General features: G+C 66.9%; 19 protein-coding genes. 3 read left to right on the forward strand and 16 right to left on the reverse strand.

From position 1 onward, the window contains the following. Nucleotides 1-59: 59 nt before the first annotated feature. Entirely contained in the window at nucleotides 60-527 is a 468-nt protein-coding gene (locus ACR3IO_RS04995; RefSeq protein WP_434070073.1) for a VanZ family protein, read from the forward strand. Here the strand turns inward: ACR3IO_RS04995 and ACR3IO_RS05000 are convergent. The 15 genes from ACR3IO_RS05000 to ACR3IO_RS05070 all read right to left on the reverse strand — a co-directional run bounded on the left by ACR3IO_RS05000 (nucleotide 469) and on the right by ACR3IO_RS05070 (nucleotide 17,664). After that, nucleotides 469-1,602 carry a DUF418 domain-containing protein gene (locus ACR3IO_RS05000; protein ID WP_434070074.1) on the reverse strand — a complete coding sequence of 378 codons (1,134 nt, stop codon included), beginning with the start codon at nucleotides 1,600-1,602 and terminating at the stop codon, nucleotides 469-471. The genes ACR3IO_RS04995 and ACR3IO_RS05000 overlap by 59 nt on opposite strands. A 40-nt stretch (nucleotides 1,603-1,642) precedes the next feature. Continuing rightward, nucleotides 1,643-2,149, reverse strand: coding sequence for a hypothetical protein (locus ACR3IO_RS05005; RefSeq protein ID WP_434070075.1), 507 nt, complete (start codon nucleotides 2,147-2,149; stop codon nucleotides 1,643-1,645). Between the two features lie 93 nt (nucleotides 2,150-2,242). Further along, a complete protein-coding gene (locus ACR3IO_RS05010) occupies nucleotides 2,243-3,970 on the reverse strand; it encodes a DUF4012 domain-containing protein (RefSeq protein WP_434070076.1) in 1,728 nt (575 codons plus the stop codon). Between the two features lie 318 nt (nucleotides 3,971-4,288). After that, a complete protein-coding gene (locus ACR3IO_RS05015) occupies nucleotides 4,289-5,191 on the reverse strand; it encodes a nitroreductase family protein (RefSeq protein WP_434070077.1) in 903 nt (300 codons plus the stop codon). 74 nt (nucleotides 5,192-5,265) lie between these two features. Continuing rightward, the gene (locus tag ACR3IO_RS05020) at nucleotides 5,266-6,513 is read right to left on the reverse strand and encodes a polysaccharide pyruvyl transferase family protein (RefSeq protein ID WP_434070564.1); all 1,248 of its coding nucleotides are present in this window, start codon (nucleotides 6,511-6,513) and stop codon (nucleotides 5,266-5,268) included. A gap of 79 nt (nucleotides 6,514-6,592) precedes the next feature. Beyond that, nucleotides 6,593-8,062: a lipopolysaccharide biosynthesis protein gene (locus ACR3IO_RS05025; protein WP_434070078.1), complete on the reverse strand. Its 1,470-nt coding sequence runs from the start codon at nucleotides 8,060-8,062 to the stop codon at nucleotides 6,593-6,595. A 45-nt stretch (nucleotides 8,063-8,107) separates the two neighbouring features. Continuing rightward, on the reverse strand, nucleotides 8,108-9,097 hold the full coding sequence (locus ACR3IO_RS05030; RefSeq protein WP_434070079.1) for a glycosyltransferase: 990 nt from the start codon (nucleotides 9,095-9,097) through the stop codon (nucleotides 8,108-8,110). Then, nucleotides 9,094-10,101 carry a polysaccharide pyruvyl transferase family protein gene (locus tag ACR3IO_RS05035; RefSeq protein ID WP_434070080.1) on the reverse strand — a complete coding sequence of 336 codons (1,008 nt, stop codon included), beginning with the start codon at nucleotides 10,099-10,101 and terminating at the stop codon, nucleotides 9,094-9,096. The genes ACR3IO_RS05030 and ACR3IO_RS05035 overlap by 4 nt, the downstream gene beginning before the upstream one ends. A 110-nt stretch (nucleotides 10,102-10,211) precedes the next feature. Then, nucleotides 10,212-11,525, reverse strand: coding sequence for a hypothetical protein (locus ACR3IO_RS05040; RefSeq protein ID WP_434070081.1), 1,314 nt, complete (start codon nucleotides 11,523-11,525; stop codon nucleotides 10,212-10,214). Continuing rightward, nucleotides 11,522-12,337 (reverse strand): glycosyltransferase family 2 protein, encoded by an 816-nt coding sequence (locus tag ACR3IO_RS05045; RefSeq protein WP_434070082.1) that lies wholly within the window; start codon nucleotides 12,335-12,337, stop codon nucleotides 11,522-11,524. Before ACR3IO_RS05045 ends, ACR3IO_RS05040 begins: the two co-directional genes overlap by 4 nt. Then, the gene (locus ACR3IO_RS05050; protein ID WP_434070083.1) at nucleotides 12,330-13,250 is read right to left on the reverse strand and encodes a glycosyltransferase family 2 protein; all 921 of its coding nucleotides are present in this window, start codon (nucleotides 13,248-13,250) and stop codon (nucleotides 12,330-12,332) included. Before ACR3IO_RS05050 ends, ACR3IO_RS05045 begins: the two co-directional genes overlap by 8 nt. Next, entirely contained in the window at nucleotides 13,247-14,686 is a 1,440-nt protein-coding gene (locus ACR3IO_RS05055; protein ID WP_434070084.1) for a sugar transferase, read from the reverse strand. Before ACR3IO_RS05055 ends, ACR3IO_RS05050 begins: the two co-directional genes overlap by 4 nt. 26 nt (nucleotides 14,687-14,712) lie before the next feature. After that, nucleotides 14,713-15,651 carry a WD40/YVTN/BNR-like repeat-containing protein gene (locus tag ACR3IO_RS05060; RefSeq protein ID WP_434070085.1) on the reverse strand — a complete coding sequence of 313 codons (939 nt, stop codon included), beginning with the start codon at nucleotides 15,649-15,651 and terminating at the stop codon, nucleotides 14,713-14,715. After that, nucleotides 15,641-16,252 (reverse strand): low molecular weight phosphatase family protein, encoded by a 612-nt coding sequence (locus ACR3IO_RS05065; protein WP_434070086.1) that lies wholly within the window; start codon nucleotides 16,250-16,252, stop codon nucleotides 15,641-15,643. The genes ACR3IO_RS05060 and ACR3IO_RS05065 overlap by 11 nt, the downstream gene beginning before the upstream one ends. Beyond that, nucleotides 16,249-17,664: a polysaccharide biosynthesis tyrosine autokinase gene (locus tag ACR3IO_RS05070; RefSeq protein WP_434070087.1), complete on the reverse strand. Its 1,416-nt coding sequence runs from the start codon at nucleotides 17,662-17,664 to the stop codon at nucleotides 16,249-16,251. Before ACR3IO_RS05070 ends, ACR3IO_RS05065 begins: the two co-directional genes overlap by 4 nt. Before the next feature lie 124 nt (nucleotides 17,665-17,788). Here ACR3IO_RS05070 and ACR3IO_RS05075 point away from each other — a divergent pair, with 124 nt between their 5' ends. Both ACR3IO_RS05075 and ACR3IO_RS05080 read left to right on the forward strand, forming a co-directional pair. Next, nucleotides 17,789-18,496, forward strand: coding sequence for a lysostaphin resistance A-like protein (locus tag ACR3IO_RS05075; protein ID WP_434070088.1), 708 nt, complete (start codon nucleotides 17,789-17,791; stop codon nucleotides 18,494-18,496). A 46-nt stretch (nucleotides 18,497-18,542) separates the two neighbouring features. Continuing rightward, on the forward strand, nucleotides 18,543-20,048 hold the full coding sequence (locus tag ACR3IO_RS05080) for an MFS transporter (RefSeq protein WP_434070089.1): 1,506 nt from the start codon (nucleotides 18,543-18,545) through the stop codon (nucleotides 20,046-20,048). A gap of 60 nt (nucleotides 20,049-20,108) precedes the next feature. On the opposite strand, the gene ACR3IO_RS05085 is transcribed toward ACR3IO_RS05080, so the two are convergent. Continuing rightward, complete coding sequence (locus ACR3IO_RS05085; RefSeq protein WP_434070090.1) at nucleotides 20,109-20,723, reverse strand: thymidine kinase; 615 nt, start codon at nucleotides 20,721-20,723, stop codon at nucleotides 20,109-20,111. Nucleotides 20,724-20,739 lie beyond the last annotated feature (16 nt).

Raw genomic sequence — 20,739 nt, forward strand, 5'->3', positions numbered from 1 at the left:
CGTGTGAAGCGGGGATGACGAACGTGGGACGATCTCGTGCATCACGTACCCTGAGCTGCATGGACACGAATCGGATGCCGCGGCGCCGGGTCTCGGCGGCCCGCATCGGGTTGGTCGTCTACCTCGTGCTGCTCGGTCTGATCGTGTTCCTGCCCGCGCCCGATTCGGGTGGCGTCTCGGGCATCCTCGGCTGGATGGCGCACCTCGTCGGCCGGCTCGGGGTGCCGGTGTACGAGGCGTACGTGGTGCTCGAGTTCCTCGCGAACATCGTGCTCTTCGTGCCCTTCGGCGTACTCGTGCCCGTGGTGTTCCCAGGTCTCCGCCCGTGGATGGTGGTCGCCCTCGGCTTGCTCACGAGCGCCGGCATCGAGCTCGTGCAGTTCGTGCTCCCGACCCGGTTCCCGACCGTCTCCGACGTCGTCGCGAATACGCTCGGCGCCCTCATCGGGTGCCTGTGGGTCGCCGCCGTCAGTCGGCGGGCCGTTCGGGCTCGCGCGGAGCGCGACCTCGTCCGCTCGCCCATCTGAGCATGGTCTCGAGGGGCCCGCGCCCCACGTAGCGCCGCCAGAGCCAGGCGAACGCCATGGACCCGATGACCAGGCCGATGAGCAGCCCCCACGAGTCATCCGTCAGCGTGTCGGTCGCCGGGTCGACCCGGATGGCGAGGGCGAGGACGACGAGGTGCAGGGTGTAGATGCTGAGCGGCATGCCGCCCATCGCGGCGATGGGCGAGGTCACGGCGACGGTGACGCGGCGCACCCTCGGCGCGGCGAAGGTCGTGAGGGCGAGCAGCACCGACACGACGGCGGCGGCCACCCCCGTGTTGCCGAACGTCTCGAGCGAGGCGCGCAACGGCACCGACCACGCGGCATCCGCCACCATCGCCGGCGACGGCAGCGTCGACGCGAGCGGCAGCGCGATGAACGCCGCGGCGGCTCCGGCGAGGCCGGCGACCGCGACCGTGGTGCGCGAGCCGAGGTCGAGGCGCACGAGCGCGAGGCCGATGAGCATCACCGGCACCCAGATGACGACGGGGTACGCGCCGCTGACGGTCCAGTCGACGAGCAGGCGCACGGGCGTGAGCCGGGCCTGCGACACGAAAGGCGTCGCAGCCGCGATCGCGGCGAGGCCCGGGGTGACGGCGAGCAGCCCGACGCCGAGGCCGAGCGCCACGCGCGGCGGAAGGTAGAGCAGCGGCAGCATCAGCAGGAACGCCAGCCCGTAGACGTCGAGGATGATGAACACGAGCGGCTGCAGCGTGACCGCGATGAGCAGGCCGAGCGCGATGAGGATGACGGCGCGGATCGCGATCTGACGTCGCAGGATGCCGCGATCGCGACGTTCGACGGTCGGGCGGATGCCGCCCGAGATCAGCCCGAGGCCGATGCCGGCGGTGAGGGCGAACAGCAGCCTGGGGCGTTCGTCGGCGATGTCGAGGAGGGCGGCGACGCCCGGATCGGGCGCCATCGGCGCGACGTGTGCGACGAACATCCCGATGAGCGCGAGCCCCCTGGCGATGTCGACGCCGACGACCCGCGCGCCCGACGGGACGGCACGACGAATGCCCGGATCAGCCGATCCGGGCATTCGTGGTGAGGTCACCGCGTCTGTAGGGGCTGTGCGGCCCGACCCCGCGGCGCGGTCAGTTCTCGTTGCGTGCGCGGCGCACGGTGGTGAGCACCACGATCAGCGCGGCACCGAGCAGCAGGGCTCCCCCGCCGATCCAGAGCCAGAGCACCGGCATGTCGTATCCGGTGTCGGCGATGCCGGTTCCGGTGCCGCCTGCGGTGTCAGCCGGGACGACCGTGAGCGTTCCGGTCGCAACCGAGTCGCCCGCGACGGCGGTGATCGTGTAGGTGCCGGGCGTGTTGGAGGACACCTGGTACGACACGGTGCCGGTCGCGTCGGTCGGCTTTGAGGCCGTCGACGCCTTCAGCACCGCCAGCGTGACGAGGTCGTCGGCTGTCGCCGTGGACGGCGTGCTCGCCGTGAGGCCGCTGAACGTCATGGTTCCCACCTCCCCGACGGTGAGCGTGACGTCGGTGCCCTGACCGACATAGCCGGTCGTCTCGTCGGCGTTCGCGGCCGCTGGAGCGGCGATGAGTGCGACGGCGGCGATGGCGACGGTTGCGAGAATCTTTCGGATCATGATTGCGTTACCCCTCGTAGTGCTTCATGAGCACCGAGGGACGCTAATTCGGAAATCCCCCGGAGGTGTCGTCTTCCGAAAAACGACACCTGCTCACCATAGGGCAGATTCACAGGAAAGCGCGACCCCTAATGTTTCGGGCGTGTAAACGAGTGGCGTGGACTCGATGCGGGTATTCTTCTTCCCCGCTTCGCCGCCGAGGAACCCGAAGCGGTACTCGGCGCTCTCCCCGGGGGCCAGTTGCGAGACGACCTTGCTCAGCGTGTAGCCCGTGTCAGACGTGGGGTGATAGCCCGTCGCCTCGCCGTTCAGCATGACGCCGAGGTTGTAGGTGCCGAGCGCGCTGTAGACATGCACCGAGGTGCGAATCGACCCCGGCGGCGTGCCGTACATGCCGGCACCGGTCACATAGGCCGGGAGGCTCGTCGCGGCATCCGCCGGCGCCGTGTTGGTCAGCTTCACGACGACCTCGTAGTTCGGCAGGCCGTCGTTGCGACAGGTGACCGAGGCCGCCCCGACCTGCACGTCGAGGTACGGGTCCATCTTCGACCCGGTCATGTCGTTGAAGTAGACCCCGAAGGTCTGCGTGGCGTCGTCGCTCACGGGCAGCCCGCCGGCGAGCGTGGTGCCGGCGAGGATCGCCTGCTCGTGCACGTCATCGTTCCAGATGAGGATGCGTCGTTCGAGGCCGGCCTGCGTGAGTGCCTCGATGAGCGCCTGCGGGTCGGCACCTCCTGCGGTGAGGGCCCGGAAGGCGGATGCCGCGGCATCCGCGAAGATGTCGTCCTGCTGCTCCACGGGGTACTTGGCGTAGACATCGGTCAGCAGGAACTGCACGGCGTTCTCGCTCGTGAGCTGCTCGCCCGTGGCCAGGGTGATCGGCCCGGTGGCGCGCAGCAGGTAGCTCAGCATCACGGGGTCGACCGCGACGACGGACTGCACCTCGGCGCCGAACTGGCGCTTCCACATCTCGCGCGCGATCGTGGCGGCGAGCGGGAACTGCGGCGTGAAGTTCACGTCGAGGACGTAGCTCGCCGTGTTGTCGCCCCAGAGCGCCCGCGTCTCGAGGGGCAGCTCCACGACCGGCGGCGTGAACTTCGGGAAGTCGCGCGCGGTGGCCTGCTGCGTCATCGATACGGCCCCACCATCGGCGTGGATGAGGGCGAGCGCACCCGAGACGCCGCCCAACGACCGCAGCTCCGCGTTGTTCTGGAACAGCAGCAGGGTGTCGCGCGGGCCATCGGCGCCGAGCATCGCCGGCAGCAGGCGCACCGCGTTGTCGAGCCCGGTGACCGTGGCCCCACCGTCGTTGACAAGGGCCGTGAGCTCGTCGCGGGCGTCGGCGAGCGGCCCGATGACGGGAGCGGAGGCCACCGTCGCGAGCGCCGCTCCCGCACTGTCGAACGCGACGCGAGCCCCGTGCACCGGCGCCTGCATGTCGATCATCGGCTGCAAGTCGAGGGCTCCGTCGGCCGGCGCGAACCCCGCGAGGTCGATGGTGCCGGCCGTCGTCGCGAGCGGCACCACCGCGTCGCGCGCGATTCGGTCGACGGATGCCGAGACCACCCGCATGACCTCGAGGTTCGGCCCGATCACCGGCAGCACCTCGGCGCCGCGCCAGATCGGATCACCCGTCAGTGATGCAGCGGATGCCGCGTGCCCGGCCAGTTCGTCGGCGGACTTCTGCGCCGCCTCGGCGTCACCGGCGACCACCTGCTGCTGCGCCGCCTTGGCGAGCGGCACGGCCGCCTGCAACTCCCCCACCGCCAGGAACCCGCGGATACCCACCCACGCCACGCAGAACACGAGCAGCGCGAGCACACCGACGATCGACCAGACGATGATGCGTTTGCGACGCTTGGCGCGGCGCGCCTTGCTCGAGCGATGGTGATGGTGCGAGCGGCCGGAGCCTGAGCCTGAGCCGTGCGAGCGACTCGAGCTCGACCCATGCGAACGGCTCGAACCCGACTGGTGGGAGGACCCGGACTCGTGTGACCCGCCCGAGCGGCTCGACTCATGGCGCCGATCGGATGCCCCATCCCCATGGTTCCGACTCGACGACTCCGAACCCCCGGAAGACGGCGTCACGTTGAAGAGCGTAACCCGATCATGCCTCCAGCGGACGTCACCACCCGGACCTCACGACTGCTCAACTGGCGATGGACGCATCAGATCCTCGATCGTTCTCCGGAGCGATCTTGCTCGTCGGTGGCCAGGACGCCCGTGGCCAGCCGCGATCATGCAAATGACAACTTCTTGGTCTTCGATGTCGAACTCTGCGCGAAGACGCGTCGACACCGCATTCACCACGCTCATGTTCAGCATGCAGCTCTCGAGGCCCTCAGCATGAAGTGCCCAGACCAACGAGCTCGCAAAGATCCCGCCCTCGATCCACGCTTGGTTTCGTTCGCCCGCACCTGCGAACAGTCGTTGGTCGACCGTCACGATGTACAGAGCAGGAATCACCTCCGTGAATCCCCGATTCCCATTCTGGAACTGCAGAGCTCGTTGAATCGATTGCCGATCCGTCAGCAACCTGACATGCCAAGGCTGACGATTGCACACGGAGGGGCTCTGTGTCGCGAGCTCAACCGCGTGAAGAAGTGTGCGCCGTTCGATCGCCTCACCAGTGAAGTCACGGACGCTGTGGCGCGAACGAAAGAACTCGTCGGACACCCCCAATCGCTCCGGCCTGCCGGAGTCAAGCGGACTGACCTGATCGACGATCTGGCCGGTGGAGTTCCATAGATCAAGGGCTTGTCTTGCCTCTCGGGCTGCTCCGACGTATGGGGCGTCGATCTTCATTTCCTGAGCGCGTGCGATGAGCTTGTCGAGACGCCGACCTAAATCGTGACCGAACGGGCGCTTCGGTGCCGGTAGCGCGAGCCCCTTCTCGACACGGTGGTAGTCCTTCGTCAGTTGGCACTCGAGATTTTCGTTCGTCCAGGCGGAATGCGAACCAGGGCCGACAGCCACACTCTGTCGCGCATACCGAGAATAGTCTTGGGCGAATTCACGGCGAAGTAGTCGCTTATCCCTCATTCGACGCGCCCATCTGATTGGCGCGCCGGGAATTGGGCGGACCTCCACACCTCGCAGCATCTGACCCAGACTCATCAGTCACCCACCTTCTGTATCTCCATCGTCGCCGCATCAGCGATTCCAAGTCCGAGGAAGTTGCGTTCGGCAAGGCGACGAATATCGGGAATATTGAGCTTCAGTTGTGTTCGGATTCGAGCGGGCTCCGCGAGAACGGATTCAACCTCGTGGATGACGTCATCTCCGAGCGACTCCGACGGCGCGATACACAGGCTCGGGCGGCCGATCAGCTCCATCAGACCCTCTACTTTGCCTTGAGTTCCGATGGTCACTGCGGGCGTGAGTTCTCCTAGTGCCATGACTGCGAGGTGCATCCTGCCGCTCACCACAACGTCCGCGCGTCGCGCGAGCAAACGCACGGTCTCGGGGTCGAGTTGCTCCTTGACGATCGACAGCCCGGCGTGTCCAACAGCGCGGGCAATCCTTTCGCACTCCTCGAGATCGTTCCCGCTCGATCGAATCACATGCGGAAGCAGAACGCAGTGCAAGCCGCGTGCGTTCAGACATTCGATGATCCGAACGTAGTGCTCGACGTGGCGATCGACCTTGCGCGCGACCAATGCGCTCGCATTCACGATCGCAAATGAAGCACCGGCAGCGACGCCGGCGATACGGTCCAGCTCGCTTGTGTGCATCTCACCGGGCATGCCCGCTCTGCTGAACACGACATCGGCAGCTGCCGTCGCTGTCGTGATTGAGTCGCGCTGCAGCCTGCGAAGTGACACAGGGTCGCGGGCAAGCAGCTGAGCGTGATGCTTGGCCGCACGACGGGCAGCTCGCTTGACCGACCTTGGCGCCCGCCCGTTCCAGCTGAAACCGAGAACGCGAGCGTCATGCCCGGCCCGCCCGGCCTGCCCCACGATCGCCCATCGGCGCCGCGCCGCGCCTGGACTGTATCCGCCGTCCATCATGTCCGCGCCCAACACCGCGACTGCATCGCCAGCCTCGACGAGTCTCGCGAGGTCACGGTTCGCTCGTATGAAAGCGGATAGGCGTCGAGGGTAGACCAGGTCTGGCAGGTGGACTGAGTCCATATCAGGGTGGTCCGCCCGAATCGTTTCGCCAGTCACAACCAGTCGCATCCGAGGACCGATGCGTTGCCCCACTGCGTGAACCATAGCCTCATCGCCGATGTTGCCTGAAGCTGGGGGCGCTATGACAATGACACGGCCGAGCTCAACCGAACGACGCGATGCCGGCCGGATCCGAGACCAGCACCTAGAAATCAGAAAGGCATCAAGGTGGAGGCGACCGGCGACTTTCATTGCAATGCGGTCGACCCCGCGCACAAGACCTCCACTCACGGGATCATCCCCGATCCCGTGCGTCCAATCGTCCACCAGATCATGAGTCACCCTTCGCCACACTGTTCCGGAGCACAGTCAGAACGACGTTCGCGTCGCGTCGGCAGACTGGCACCAGGAGCGAAAGTCCGAACGCGATGAGCCATCCCAGCGCGCCCCATAGCAACGCACCCCAAGGCGAACCCGAAGCGATCATGCTTGCACTGAATGCCGCAATCCCCACCGCCGAATATACGACGAGCGACCGGGCGGCGAGCCAGAACAGGCGCAAAGTCGGAATGACCGGATCACGAGCGAACCAAAGCAAGCTGAGCGGCCAGAACGCGATATTCGCAACGGTGAACGCCATCGCCACTCCTTCAACGCCCCAGAGAGAACCGAATACGACAGCGACGATGAGCAGCGGGCGGGTGACGATCGACCACGTAATCATCGATCGTGTGAGTCGACGCGACATGAACACCCAGTAATTCACATACGTCAAGGCTTGGAAGACCCCGCCAATCGCGAGAATCTCGAAGATCGGAACGACCGCACTCCATTTGAGTCCAAGGACGATCTCGACCAGCGGGCTCGCCAACGCGATCGCGAACGAGAACACGGCGAGAATCATTTGGAGGAGCACAGTTTGACCGGCAAGCAAGAATCGCCCGTATCGACCATGGTCAGCCTGCAACTTTGACAACACTGGCAGTGCAACTCGTGATGCAGGTGCATTCAATTGGTTCAGCGGCAGCATCAGGAGCTCGAAGGCGCGATTGTAGGTTCCCAGTGTCTGAGCCCCGAACGCCGTCCCGACGACAACTGAGTCAACATTTCGGCTGGCATACGTCAGCAGTTGAGTAAGCAGAATGCCGCTCCCGAAGCGGACGAATGGTCGAACGGTCACACGACGATGGATGCCGCCCGGAATCCATCGTGCTGCGCCCACAACGATCATGAGCACCACCAGCGCTTGGGTGAGCTGTTGCACCGCAAGCGCCCAGTAACCGAAGCCAGAGAATGCAACCACCACGGCCGCGAGAAGGCCTGAGGCCGCACCGGCAACATCGGCCACAGCGAGAGAGCCCATGCGCAGTTCACGGCTGAGGCCTGCGCGATACTGCGCACTCAAACCATTGAGTAGGAACACCGCGGAGAGCGCGGTGGTGAGGGCGATGAGTCGCGGCTCGTCGTACAACTGGGCGATAAGCGGCCCAACGGCTACCGTCGCTGCGGTGAGGATCGCTCCTAGGGCTGAGTTCAACCAGAAGAGGTTGTCACGTTCCTGTCGTGAAAGGGTCGGCGCCTGAACGGCGGCAGGCGAAAGGCCGAGGTCTCGAACGACCTCCGCAATTCCGATGATCGACACGACCATGGCTACCAGCCCGTAGTCGGTCGGAGCCAAGAGTCGGGCAAGAAGAACAACGCCCGTGAACTGCACGACAAGCCGCGCCAGTTGTCCGCTCAGTGTCTGCGCAGCGCCTCGGGATGCCAGCGTTCCGAGCCTCGGAGGCGTTGATTCACTCACCATGTCTCCTGCAGCGCACGACGAACAGCGAGCTGGGTTGAGAAGTCATGCGTGCCTCTGCTCAAGGACCTGCAAATACGCATCGCGATGGCGCTGACCCACGATCGACCAATCGCGCGCCGAAAGATCCGGAGCCGCGCTTCGTTCCGATGAGCGTGCTGCCAGAAGCGCGAGTTCAAGCGCACCCGGCTCGAGTGAGTCGGTGAAGAATGAGATCCACCCATCCCCCACCTCCTCTGCCAAGACAACGTTGGCATGTGTTCGAGGCGCAAGCACCGGGCGTCCGAGAGACAGCGCAACCAGAATCGCGCCCGAGTTGTGCATCTCAACATATGGAAGCACTACGAGTTCGGCCTGGCGGATTTCTTCAGCCAGCTCGGCATCGGGAACAAACTCGAGTTTGGTCGAGATGGCTGGCGTTCCGGAGGAGAGAGCGCAGATGAGACGCTCGTAACTCGGCGAGTATGGCTTGCCGACGATACGAAGACTCGTCGAGGAGTCGTCGAGTTCGCGAAACGCCCTTATCAGTGCCTCAACGCCCTTGTACGGCCTCAGCAGCCCGAACTGAAGTATGCGCCCCGCAACAGGTTCATGGTCCGCCCCGGGATACACGCTCCGATAGTGCCCGTGCGGGATGTTCACCGATCGGACTCCCACGGGAAGTTCAGTGGTCGGATTGAGTCGAATCCACAAGCTGGTGCGTCGATCAAGCGCCTCGAGCAAGTTCCGTTCCCGCGCTGAGCCGTGCTCGTGAGGCATGACGTTGTGAACTGTGCGCACGATCGGAGTGTGCAGCAGAACCAGACGAGCCAGCAGCAATCTCAGAGCAATTGCCTTGGCGAACGCCCCGACGTGAGTCCTGTGACGCACGAGATACTCCGGCCAATGCACGTGCAGCAGGTCGTATCGCCCAAACAGCGCTCGCCCCCACGAGAATGTCAATATCTGCACGTCTGGGGCTGCGCTACCGATCATGTGGTCTACGTACCTAGTTGTGCCGTCCGGCGCGGCCAGAGTGTGGAGCACCCGGATCATGCGCCGACCTCGGCGTGCCGCACAAGTTGGAGCGCAACCTTGTCGATGTCGGATCGCGCCGTGGCAATCGCGTTTGCAGACGCAACCCCGAGCCGCATGAGTCGAGCTTCGTCGAGTCCGTCGAGCGATTCACTCGGGTCGGTGGGCCCTGGGCTGACCCACGAAGCATCGATCACGTCGAAATGCCGGGCGATCTTGTCGCTGGTTGACTCACACCAACCCAGTGGAATCGCACCTTCTGTCGCACCCATTACCAACGCGTGCAACCGATCCGAGAGAACAATTCGCGACTCTCGATACTCGTCGCGCACCGACTGCTCTTGCTTCCAGTGGTCATCGGTGGCCCACGGATGCAGCCGTGCCCCGAGCCGTTGGGCAAGACTTTCACTCGTGACGTGGTCTCGGGCAACCTGAACGACGACGACGATTTCGAGCTCGAATCGAGCAGCAGTGGAGCGCACCGAACGGATCCAACGATCGCTCGGGGGCGGCCGATCTCCTCGCAGCGCGACGGCCAACCGTTGCCGGGGGCTGCCCTCCGCGCGGCCGCCAGTTTCGACCGACAGAATCTCCTCGCCTGACGCGAACGCCCAGTCCGGCATTAGTCCCCCACAGCCCATGAGTTGCGAGGATCTTTCGTCGCGCCACATCAGTTGGTCGCTCAACCGCGCGATAATCGCAAATGGCCAGGTGAACCCGCGACGGATCCCTCGCACCCCTGCGCCCAGCCACACAATTCGACCGCCTCGGACCTTGTGCAGCACGATGAGCGGGAGCAGGGTCACAATGCCCGCGACATATCGCCGAGTCGGTACAAACTCGCCAGCGTTGAAGGCGAAGATGCCATCACCCACCACGGCTGTTCGAGCGAAACCCAATGCCCACTGGAGATAACTCGGCGCGAGCTCGCCTGGCGCAAGTCGAAGTCCGGATGCATACCCAGCGTTCGGGTCACCGGCCCATACCTCCATCCGGCCCATCATTCGGAGCCGGTCGGCGTACACGCGACGTAGCATCGAATCGCCAACATTGTCAGCCTGCCCGCTGAGCCATGCATGAACGAGGGGCTGGTGTTTGGTGTGGAATACGGCCGACGGCCTACCCGAGGCGGCGTTCATCGAACCCCAGTCCGTGCAGTCGCGCGGGCCGGTGGATTGTTGACTCGCGGATCATCTCGAATTGGCCGCGAGTGGGCTGCGACCGCGATGATCCCGGTCCAGGCCACGCAGAAGTACAGTTCCGTCTGACTGCTGTAGAACAACGTAGCCGCGAAGAATCCGATGAGGAACCAGAGCATGACCCATTCGCGGTTGCGGTAGAGACGGACGACCGCCCAACCCACCAAGACGAGGTACAAGACGGAAACCCAGATAGGGAATTCCAGCAGGATCGACCCCAAACTCGAGTGCATCGGCGCTGTGCCCTCCATCATCTTCTCGTAGCCGGGAGGATCAGTGCTCGCAAACTGGCTGACGTCAATTCGGCTTCGATAGAGCACCCCTGCGAAACCTCCAGGGGTGATGCCAAGCAGGAAATTTCCCAAATTCTCGAGCTTGAGTTCCACCGCGTACTGGATTAGCAGGAGATGCGCGGTCGTCGACGCGTTCGTGAAGTCACCGGAATCGAAGACACGCTCGAACGAACGGAAAAACCCAGCGGCCCGTGCCGCGAGTACCAACGGAGTCAGGATCGTGCCCGCGAGTGTGAGGTGTGCGAAGTAGACGTCCAGTGGGGTTCGTGCCTCAGCACGAACCTTCCGATACTCGACAAGGAACGCCAGCACGTAGACCGGGGCGAACACGAACGGGAGGCGTGAGATCGTCAGGAACGCCATGACGAAGAAGGCGAGAGAGATCACGAGGCGAAGGCGGCCTCGCAGGAATCGCAGCGATGCGAATGCCAAGAAGCAGGCGTAGACAGATGCATGTGACTTGTCGTCGAACCCCAGCCGGCGGCGATCGGTCCCGCTACCGAGGTCGATGCCGAGCTGAATGACGAGGTACACGAGTGCGATCGGGATAGCCCAGCGGAACCCGCGTGTCAGCGCATCGGTCGCGCCATGCTCCTTCGTCGCCCTGTAGACGGCCACGAGCCAGATCGCGACCAAAGCGTAATAGGCCGTGAATTCGGGTGCGATCCGATAGTTGTACGAGTTCGAGACGAGAACCGCAGCGAGCAACACTCCCGCTAGCCCTAGGAACAGGAAGATGATGTCGCGCGAGCGCAGAAGTTTGGGGACGGATGCGAACAGGACAATGAGCGCCAGGATCTGCGCGCCATTCGACACGGCGAAGCGCCCATCGATCTTGTAGCTCAGGAGCGCGCCCAGTACCGCGATCGCCACGGAGACCGAGATTCCCTTCGCCGCAGTCGGCGATAGCGCCGTCATCGGCTGCTCCGGGCGGCGATGCGGCGTGGACGCGGTCACGTGATCCTCGCACCGGAGGAGGATGTCGGACTCACCCTCGAGCCAACGGCCCCGCGCGGGCCCGCGCTCGGTCGCAGATACGCACGCGCGACGATGCGAGCGAGGGCGAACGGGTGACGAAGGAAGAGCGAACGGTGCTGCTTGAGGATGCGCCGCAGGCTCGCCGATCGCACCGCGGGGCTGCCCTCGGAGATGCTGTCGTCGAGCCGGTAGAGCGTTGCCGCGACGGTTGGCTCGTGCACGAATTCGGTGCCCTCTCGCTCGAGGATGCTCAAGCAGAGGTCCCAGTCCTGGAACCGGCGCAGTCGGGCGTCGAACGGGCGGGCTCGCAGTAGCGCAGCAGGGATCAGGAGAGTCTGCGTCGAGGCGATGCTCCGGAAGAGCAGTTCACGTTCAGGTCGACGGATCTGCTTCCCAGGCACCACCGCGTCCGATCCGTCGCGATGGCGGACTCGATGGGAGGCGAACGCGACGACATCCGACCGGCCCGTGACATGTGGAAGCAGCCGCTCGATGAACTCGGGCGCCCATTCATCATCACTGTCCTGAAACGCGATGTACTCGCCCCGCGCGAGATCGATCCCGTGATTGCGCGCCACGGCCGCCCCCGAATGCGCCGTCTCCACGATCTGTATACGAGAATCGAGAACCGCGCGTTCCCTGAGGTAGTCGATCGAGCCGTCGGTCGATCCGTCATCGACGACGATGAGCTCGGCGACCGGAACGGTCTGTCCGAGCACACTGTCAATGGCCCTCGGGAGCACCTGGCGCCGGTTGTAGGTCGGCATCACCACGCTGACGGCCTCACCCATGCGGGGTCGTTTCACGAAGTCGTCCCGTCGCTCGGCTCAGGCCGTTCGCGAGGGCAGAGAGCCCGAACCTGGCCCAGATCGCGGCGACGACGAGGACATCGACGACGGTGCTCCCCGACCGGAGGTGCCGGAGGTAGAACAGGGCCATGCTCCGGTGGAACTGGTAGTTGAGCGCCAGTCCACGCGCCCCGTCGGAGCTCCCGCCCTTCAGGTGGTGCGCGATCACGCGACCGTCGTAGACGACCCGCCATCCGGCCTTCCGGAAGCGCACGCACCAGTCCAGGTCTTCGGCATACATCCAGTAGCGCTCGTCGAGCAGGCCGACCTCGGCGAGCGCGGATCCGCGCACCAGCATGAACGCGCCGTTGACGGCGTCGACGTCCGCAACCGCGTCATCGGCGATGTCGGGGCGCACGTAGTCGGAGCCGGTGCGACCGAGAGCACGAAGTACGAAGTACTTCGCCGCCGTTGCGACCGAGGGAATACTCCGCTTCGCGGCATGGTCGAGGGAACCGTCCGCGGTCAGCAGGCGGCATCCGATCATCCCGATGTCGGGCTCGCGCTCGAGGACGTCGATCAGGTGGTCGATCGTGCCGGGTTCGACCCGGGTATCGGGGTTGAGCAACAACGCGTAGGTCGACTCCGAAGCCCGTAGCGCAGCGTTGTTCGCCACCGCGAACCCGTCGTTGCCGGCTCGCCTGGTCAGGAGGACGCTCGGGTACTCGCGCTCGACGACATCTGCGGTGTCATCGGGCGAGTCGTTGTCCATGACCTGCACGCGAGTCGGAACCCCGGGCATCGCGGACTCGAGCGAGTCGAGGCAGTCCCGCACCAGATCACTCCTGCCGTACGTGACGATCACGATGTCGAGGGCGACGGTCGATCGGCTCAGCGTCGCATCTCCTTGGCTCATATTGCGCTCCCGCCCGGACTGATGACCGCACGGAACGTCCGCCAGAGGATCGCGAAGTCACCGGTGATCGACCAATTCTCGACGTAGTAGAGGTCGAGGCGAACGCTCTGCTCCCACGACAGCGTCGAGCGTCCGCTGACCTGCCAGAGGCCTGTCATGCCCGGCTGTACGAACAGGCGACGACCCGCCGCCCCTTCGTAGAGCGCGACCTCGGCCCTGCGTTGCGGCCTCGGCCCGACCAAGCTCATGGTGCCGTGCAGCACGTTGAACAGCTGCGGCAGCTCGTCGAGCGAGTACTTGCGCAGCACTCGGCCGATGCGCGTGACACGAGGATCGTTCTGGATCTTGAACAGGGGCGCCGTATCGGTTCCTCTCGCGGCGAGCATGCCGGCGAGCTGGGCGTCGGCGCCGTCGCTCATCGAGCGGAACTTCAGCATCATGAACGGCGTGCCCTTGAGGCCTACCCGCTCCTGCCGGTAGAACACCGGCCCGGGCGACGACAGCTTCACCATCACGGCCAGCACGATGAAGAGCGGAGCGAGCACGACCACCAGCGCGAACGCGACGATGAGGTCGAACACGCGCTTGGCCACGAGCTTGCGCCCCTCGAACTTCGGCGTCTCCACGTGCATGAGGGGCAGGCCGGCCACCGGCCTGGTGTGGATGCGCGGGCCGCCGATGTCGATGAGGCTCGGTGCGACCACAAGGTGCTCTGCGCCGGGGATGAGGCCCCAGCTCAGCTCGCGCACGCGCTCGGGGCCGAGCTCATCGCTACTCGTGATGATCACGGTGTCGGCGCCGAAGTCCCGCATCACGGCGAGCGCGTGCTGCATGCCGTACTCGACCGGGATGCTCGTGCCGGCGAGGTAGGGCTCGCCGTGGCCCGGCAGGCACGCACCCGCGACCCGGTAGCCCGCCGCCGGCATCCGCTGGAGTTCCCGTGCAATCACCGTGACGGATGCCTCGGAGCCGACGAGCAGCACGCGTGACGAGTACTCGCCGCGCTTGCGCATGACCCCGAGCCACTGCCGCCACATCCAGCGGGAGAAGATGAGCACGAGCACACCGAGTGGGAACGCGATCAGGATGTACCCGCGGCCGATGTCGATCCTGAAGAGGAACGCGACGATCGCGACGAGCCCGAACAGCCGAAGGGTGGCATCCGCGACGGCACGGTACTCCTGGGTGCCGAGGCCGAGCACGCGCATGGATCGGGTGTCGTAGAGCTCGAGCGCGAGCATCCACGCGGCGACGATGATGAGCGACACGACCGTGTAGCTGATCTCGATGTCCCCGCGTGAACCGCCGTATCCAGGGGTGTTGTAGTCGATGCCGACCCACGCGATCTGCGTGCCGAACACCACCCAGAGCAGCACGAGCAGGTCGGTGATGCGCACGCGCGACGCGAGCTTCGACGACCATGCCGTGGTCGACATCGTCGCGGCCGCGTAGAACCGGCCCATCACCACGTCGCACCCCCGTCGTCCGAGCGGGCGAACGCTCGCCCGGACCACACCCACACCGTGCCGTCGGATGCGACGTCGAGCGCGGTCGTGCCCGGGGCGACGTCGGCCTCGAGGCATGCGCCAGGGGTGGCATCCGGTGCGAGGGCCACGGTGCGGATGCCGCGGCATCCGTCACCCGTGATCGCCACGATGAAGCCGTCGAATGCCGAGGTGATCGCGACGATGCCGTCCGGCACGGGAGCCGACGACCAGGTGCCGCCCCCGTCCGTGGTCGTGTGCACCGCACCCGATGCGCAGAGCACCGCGGCCGCGCCTTCGGAGGCACCGGCGACCTGAACGGCCTCGCCGTCGTCGGGACGGCACTGGCTCGAGTCACCACCGGGACCGAAGACGACCGCGCCGTCGAGGTACCACGTCGGCTCGAGCTCGCCGGTCGGCTCCCAGTCGGCGCCTTGCACATAGCTGCGGTACCTCCCGATGCCGCAGCCCGCAGGGTCGCGGGCGACCATCGAGACGATGTCGGCGTCGGCCGGCTCCACCGACTGCAGGTCGGTGAGGCCCGCCGTGAACGCCGGCACCCACGTCGCACCGCCGTCGGTCGTCACCTCGAGGGTGGCCGCGGCATCGGGGCAGCGGCCGACGAGCCCCCGGTACGCGAGGTTCGCGTCGAGTGCGGCCAGCACCACGGTCGGGCGCGCAGACGACGCGGATGCCGCGGTCGCATCGGGTTCAGCGGATGTCTCGGGCGTCGGCTCGGTCGTCTGCGCCGGCGGGACGCTCGGCAGCACCTCGCCCTGCGGGGTGCCGGAATCGGCGCGCACCGACGCGAGCGCCCACCACACGAGCGCCGCGTCGACGATCACGAACACGACGATGGCCACCACGGCCCAGGGGGCCACGGCGTGACGCGCGTTCACGGTCTCGTTACGTGGCACCGCGACCACCCGAGACCGACGGAGTGGCGAGCGCGGACACGAGCTGATCGACAGCGTCATCGATCAGCGCGCCGACCTCGTCGTAGACCGCGGCGGGGGCGCGGTACGGGTCGAGGATGTCGTCGTCGTTCGGGTCGGACGGCGGTGGTGCGAAACCGCGGGACCTGGCAGCGAGATCCGTCGCCCGCTGCAGGCGGGAGACGGAACCGGCTTCGGAGGGTTCTGGAACGTCGAGGGAGCCCTCGGCGGCGAGGAAGGAGAGCACGCGCGCGAACTCGCGCAGCGTGTACGCGCGACGGGCCGCACGCGGCACGAGCTCGGCGACCTCGGCCCGGTGCGCCCTCGTCGCGGTGAGCACGAGGTCGGCGCTCTGCACCGTCTGCTCGGTGAGCTGGCGCGAGACGTGGCCGTCGGGGTCGGCGCCGAAGCGCGCCGCCTGCGCCGCGGCCTCGGGCGTCATGGGCTGCCCCGTGAGCGCCATCGTGCCCGCGCTCGACACGCGCACGTCGCGGATGCCGGCCGCCGCGAGCCGCGCCGCGAGGATCCGCTCGGCCATGGGAGACCGGCAGATGTTGCCCGTGCAGACGACGAGCACGTTCACGCGCCGACCACCGGTTCCTCCTTGGGCGCGTATCCGTAGCCGTACCCGTAGCCGTACTTGCCGTACCCGTAGGCGTCGGCGCCGCGGGTGGGCAGCATCGTGAGCACGATGCCCGACACCTTGGCATCCACGTTCTCGAGCACCGAGAAGGCGCCCTTGACCTGGCCCTTGTGCGCACGGCCCACGGCCACCACGAGGATCGCGCCGCCCGCTGCACGGGAGAGCACCGCGGCATCCGTCACCGGCAGCAGCGGCGGTGCGTCGAAGAGCACGACGTCGAACGCACGGTTCAGCTCGACGATCGTGTCGGCCATCGCCGCCGAGCCCAGCAGCTCGCTCGGGTTCGGGGGCACGCGTCCGGCCGGCAGCACGTACAGCTGGCCGCGGCCCCAGGGCTGGATCACGTCCTGCAGCTCGGCACGGCCGATGAGCAGGTCGGTCAGGCCCACCGCGCCCTCGATGCCGAGGTAGGAGGCGACCTTCGGGCGCCGCAGGTCGGCGTCGACGAGGAGCACCCGCGCACCGGCATCCGCCAGCGCGATGGCCAGGTTGGCGGCCGTCGTCGACTTGCCCTCGGACTCGATCGACGACGTCACCACGAACGAGCGATCGGGCCGGGCCGCATCGAGGAACTGCAGGTTCGTGCGCAGCGCGCGGAACGACTCGGCCCGCGGCGAATGCGGGTCCGCGTGCACGATGAGCGGGCGGTCCCTCGCCTTGGGGTCGAACACGATGCCGCCGATCACCGGGATGTCGGTGATCAGCTCGATGTCGCGCTCGTTGCGGATGCGCGTGTCGAGCGTCTCGCGGAGCACGGCCGCGCCGATGCCGAGCGCGAGGCCGATGAGGCCGCCGAGCGCGATGTTCAGGGGCACGTTCGGGCTGACCGGCTTCTGCGGCACCGCAGCGTGCTGCACCAGCGTCAGCCGCACCGGCGACGCCTCGACGGGCTTGCCCTCCTCATCGGTCGCGCCGGTCGTCTCGATCGAGGCCACCACCGAGGTGAGGCTCTCGGACACGCCGGTCGCGACCTCCGCGGCGAGCGCCGGATCTTCGTCGGTGACGGTGATGCCAATGAGCGTCGTGTCGGGAAGCGTCGTCGCGACGACCTCGCGTGCGAGCTCGTCGCTCGTCATGTCGAGCTGCAGGTCGGCGATCACCGGCAGCAGCACGATGGGCGTCGTCGCGAGGTCGGCATACGTCGTCACCCGCTGCTGCGTATACGCGTTGCCCTGCGCCATCTCGCCGATCGAGCCGCCGTTCGACGTCGACACGAAGACCTTCGCCGACGAGCTGTACATGGGCTTCTGCATGATCGAGAAGACGGCGCCGGCTGCGACGCCGACGAGCGTGAGCAACACGATCAACACCCAGCTCTGCCGCAGGATGCGGATGTAATCGCGTAGCTCCACGTTGTTCAGTCCCCGTCCCCACAGCGTGCTGAAACGTGACACGGATACGCTAAGCCCCGTGGCACCCTCTCAAGATGCCCCGCCTGATAGGGGGCTGTCAACAACCGACACTCCCCCATTCGGAGTGTTCGACACGCGAGACCAGCGCTGGGGAGTGACGGATGCCGCGATCGGCATCCTCCTCTCGACGGCCGGCTCGCTCGGCTGGGCGTGGCTCACGCGCACCGTCGTGCTCCCCGAATGGCTGCAGGTGCTCGGCGCGTTCCTCGCCATCTGGGTGCCGCTCGTCGTCGTGCTCCAGGTCGCGGATGCCGCGCGCGGGCGTCGCTCGCACTGGCGCGACTTCGGGCTGCGGTTCACCTGGATCGACCTGCTGTGGGGCGCCGGCATCGGCCTGCTCGCCCGCGGGGCGGTGACGCTCATCGAGGTCGCCGCCACCGGACGCACCTCGCTCGACGGCGGTGTGCTCGCCCTGCCGTCCGGGTTCACGTTCTGGTTCGGCGTCGTCCTCGCGCCCGTCGTGCTCGGGCCGATCATCGAGGAGACGTTCTACCGCGGGCTCGTGCTTCGCGCCGTCGCGCGACGCACCGGCGGGGGGCGCCGCGTCGCGGCATCCGTCGCTGTGCTCGTGAGCGCGCTCGTCTTCGCGCTCGCCCACCTCGCCGTGGGCGGCGTGGTCTCGCCCGCCGCGGCGGCCATGACCTTCACCGGCGCGCTCGTGCTCGGGCTCGCGACCGGGGTGCTCGCCGTGGCCACCGGCCGCATCGGCGGGGCGATCATCGCGCACGTCGTGTTCAACGGCCTGCTCGTCGCCGCCGTTCTCGCCCGCTGAGCCACTACAGTTCCAGCAGGAACCGTGCTCGTCGAGGGGGAACGACATGACCGGCAATACCGAAGACGTTCGACCGGCGACCGCCGTCACGGCCGCCGCCGGCGCCACGCTGCTCGTGACGAGCGTCTCGACCCTGGTGGTCAACGCGAACACGTCGGCCGTCTCGATCCTGCTGCCCGCGATCTCTGAAGACACCGGCATGCCGATCGACACGCTCCAGTGGGCGGTCACCGGGTACTCGCTCGTCGGCGCCGCGACGATCGTCACCTCGGGCGCCCTCGCCGACGTCTTCGGCCGCCGCCGCATCTTCCTCTACGGCCTCGTGCTGTTCGTGCTCTCGTGCGTGATGATCGCCCTCGCGCCCGACGGCGCCTTCGTGATCGCCGGACGCTGCATCCAGGGCGCCGCCGGCGCGGCGATCCTCGCGAGCGGCATGAGCCTCATCGCCGCCGCGAACACGGGCAAGGCCCAGTTGCGCGCCGTGACCCTCTGGGGTGCGGCCTCCGCGATCGGCGCGGCGGCGGGCCCACTCGTCGGCGGCGTGCTCGCCTCCACCACCGGGTGGCAGGGCCTGTTCTGGATCGACGCGGTGATCGCCGCGATCTGCATCCCGATCGCCCTGCGTTCGGTCGCCGAATCGCGAGACCCGAAGCGTTCGCGCTCCATCGACCTCGGCGGCACGGTGCTCATCGCCGCGATCCTCGCCCCGCTGATCTTCGGCCTCACCAACGGGTCGGCGTGGGGCTGGGCCTCGCTCCAGACCATCGGATGCTTCGCCGTCTCCATCGCGGCGATCTTCGCGTTCGTGGCGGTCGAGCGTCGCGTGAAGGCGCCGCTGCTCGATCTCGCGCTGCTGCGGAACAAGATCCTCGTGGGGTCGACGCTCGCGATCCTGCTCGGCTCCGGCACGATCAACGGCATCATGTTCGTCGTCAGCCTCTACTTCCAGGACCCGTCGACCCTCGCCCTCTCGCCGATGCAGACCGGCCTCGCGACGCTTCCCGTCGCCGGCGCGGCGATCGTGCTCGCGCCCGTGATCGCACCGGTCGTCTCACGCATCGGCGCTCGGACGACGATTGCGCTCGGCTTCGTGATCATGACGGCGTCGTTCGCGGCCCTCGCATTCGTCGATGCCTCGTGGGTCTACGCGCTGTTCGTGCTGCCGCTCATCGGCGTCGCCGCCGGCATGAGCCTGCAGAACGGCCCCGCATCCTCGATCTCCACGGCGTGCGTGGAGCCGAACCAGGTCGGCTCGGCCTCGGGCATCTCCAACATGGCGCGCTACGTCGGCGCCGCCGTCATGACGGCGATCGTCGCATCCGTCTACTCGTCGGTGAGCACGAACCAGGCGGCCGACGGTGCGGCGGCCGGAGATGCCGTGGCCTCGGCCCTGGCCTGGTCGTCGATCGCGATGGGCATCTGGTGCGCGCTCGGCATCGCGTTGGCACTGCTCGTCGGCCGCTTCCGCATCGCCAAGCCGACCGCCACCGACTTCGCCGCCGCGGCCGCGAACACGGCGCAGGCGGTGACGGCGCCGCCGCCGCGGCGCTGACCGCTCCGGGGCATCCGCTCGTCGCGGCATCCGCTCGATTCGCTCGATCGGCTCGGGTCGTCAGTGGCGGCCGTTGAGCACGCCGCCCGACTCCTCGAGGTAGCAGACCCCGCAGAGCGACTCGTAGGTGACGGCCTCGCCGTCGATGGCGACCTGATCGCCGTCGAACACGAACCGGCCGTCGATGGTGCGCCCGTTGAAGATCGCCTTGCGACCGCAACGGCAGATGGTCTTCAGCTCCTCGAGGCTGTGCGCGATCTCGAGCAGGCGACGGCTGCCGGGAAAGGCCACCGTCTGGAAGTCGGTGCGGATGCCGTACGCGAGCACCGGAATGCCCTCGATGAGCGCGATGCGGAGCAGGTCGTCGGCCTGGTCGGACGTCAGGAACTGCGCCTCGTCGACGAGGAGGCAGCTGACATCACGGCCCGTCTCGGCGGCCGCGACCGCGCGCCGCTGCTCGAAGAGCTCACGGACGTTCGCGTCGGGCGCGATCACGAAGTCGACCGGGCGCACGACGCCGAGGCGCGACACGATGTCGCCGTCGCCCTTGGTGTCGACCGAGGGCTTGGCCAGCAGCACGCTGTGCCCGCGCTCCTCGTAGTTGAACGCCGCCTGCAGGAGCGCCGTCGACTTGCCGGAGTTCATCGCGCCGTAGCGGAAGTACAGCTTCGCCATCACGCCACCCGGATCT

This window comes from Agromyces sp. Marseille-Q5079 (assembly GCF_051016555.1).
Classification (GTDB): domain Bacteria; phylum Actinomycetota; class Actinomycetes; order Actinomycetales; family Microbacteriaceae; genus Agromyces.

Bases quoted from the DNA above. Each gene is read 5' to 3' on its own strand.
- ACR3IO_RS05015 (WP_434070077.1), bottom strand. From the start codon at position 5,191: ATGAGGGATAAGCGACTACTTCGCCGTGAATTCGCCCAAGACTATTCT.
- ACR3IO_RS05045 (WP_434070082.1), bottom strand. From the start codon at position 12,337: ATGGGTGAGGCCGTCAGCGTGGTGATGCCGACCTACAACCGGCGCCAG.
- ACR3IO_RS05080 (WP_434070089.1), top strand. From the start codon at position 18,543: ATGACCGGCAATACCGAAGACGTTCGACCGGCGACCGCCGTCACGGCC.
- ACR3IO_RS05085 (WP_434070090.1), bottom strand. From the start codon at position 20,723: ATGGCGAAGCTGTACTTCCGCTACGGCGCGATGAACTCCGGCAAGTCG.
- ACR3IO_RS05055 (WP_434070084.1), bottom strand. From the start codon at position 14,686: ATGTCGACCACGGCATGGTCGTCGAAGCTCGCGTCGCGCGTGCGCATC.
- ACR3IO_RS04995 (WP_434070073.1), top strand. From the start codon at position 60: ATGGACACGAATCGGATGCCGCGGCGCCGGGTCTCGGCGGCCCGCATC.
- ACR3IO_RS05005 (WP_434070075.1), bottom strand. From the start codon at position 2,149: ATGATCCGAAAGATTCTCGCAACCGTCGCCATCGCCGCCGTCGCACTC.
- ACR3IO_RS05050 (WP_434070083.1), bottom strand. From the start codon at position 13,250: ATGAGCCAAGGAGATGCGACGCTGAGCCGATCGACCGTCGCCCTCGAC.
- ACR3IO_RS05030 (WP_434070079.1), bottom strand. From the start codon at position 9,097: ATGATCCGGGTGCTCCACACTCTGGCCGCGCCGGACGGCACAACTAGG.
- ACR3IO_RS05020 (WP_434070564.1), bottom strand. From the start codon at position 6,513: ATGAAAGTCGCCGGTCGCCTCCACCTTGATGCCTTTCTGATTTCTAGG.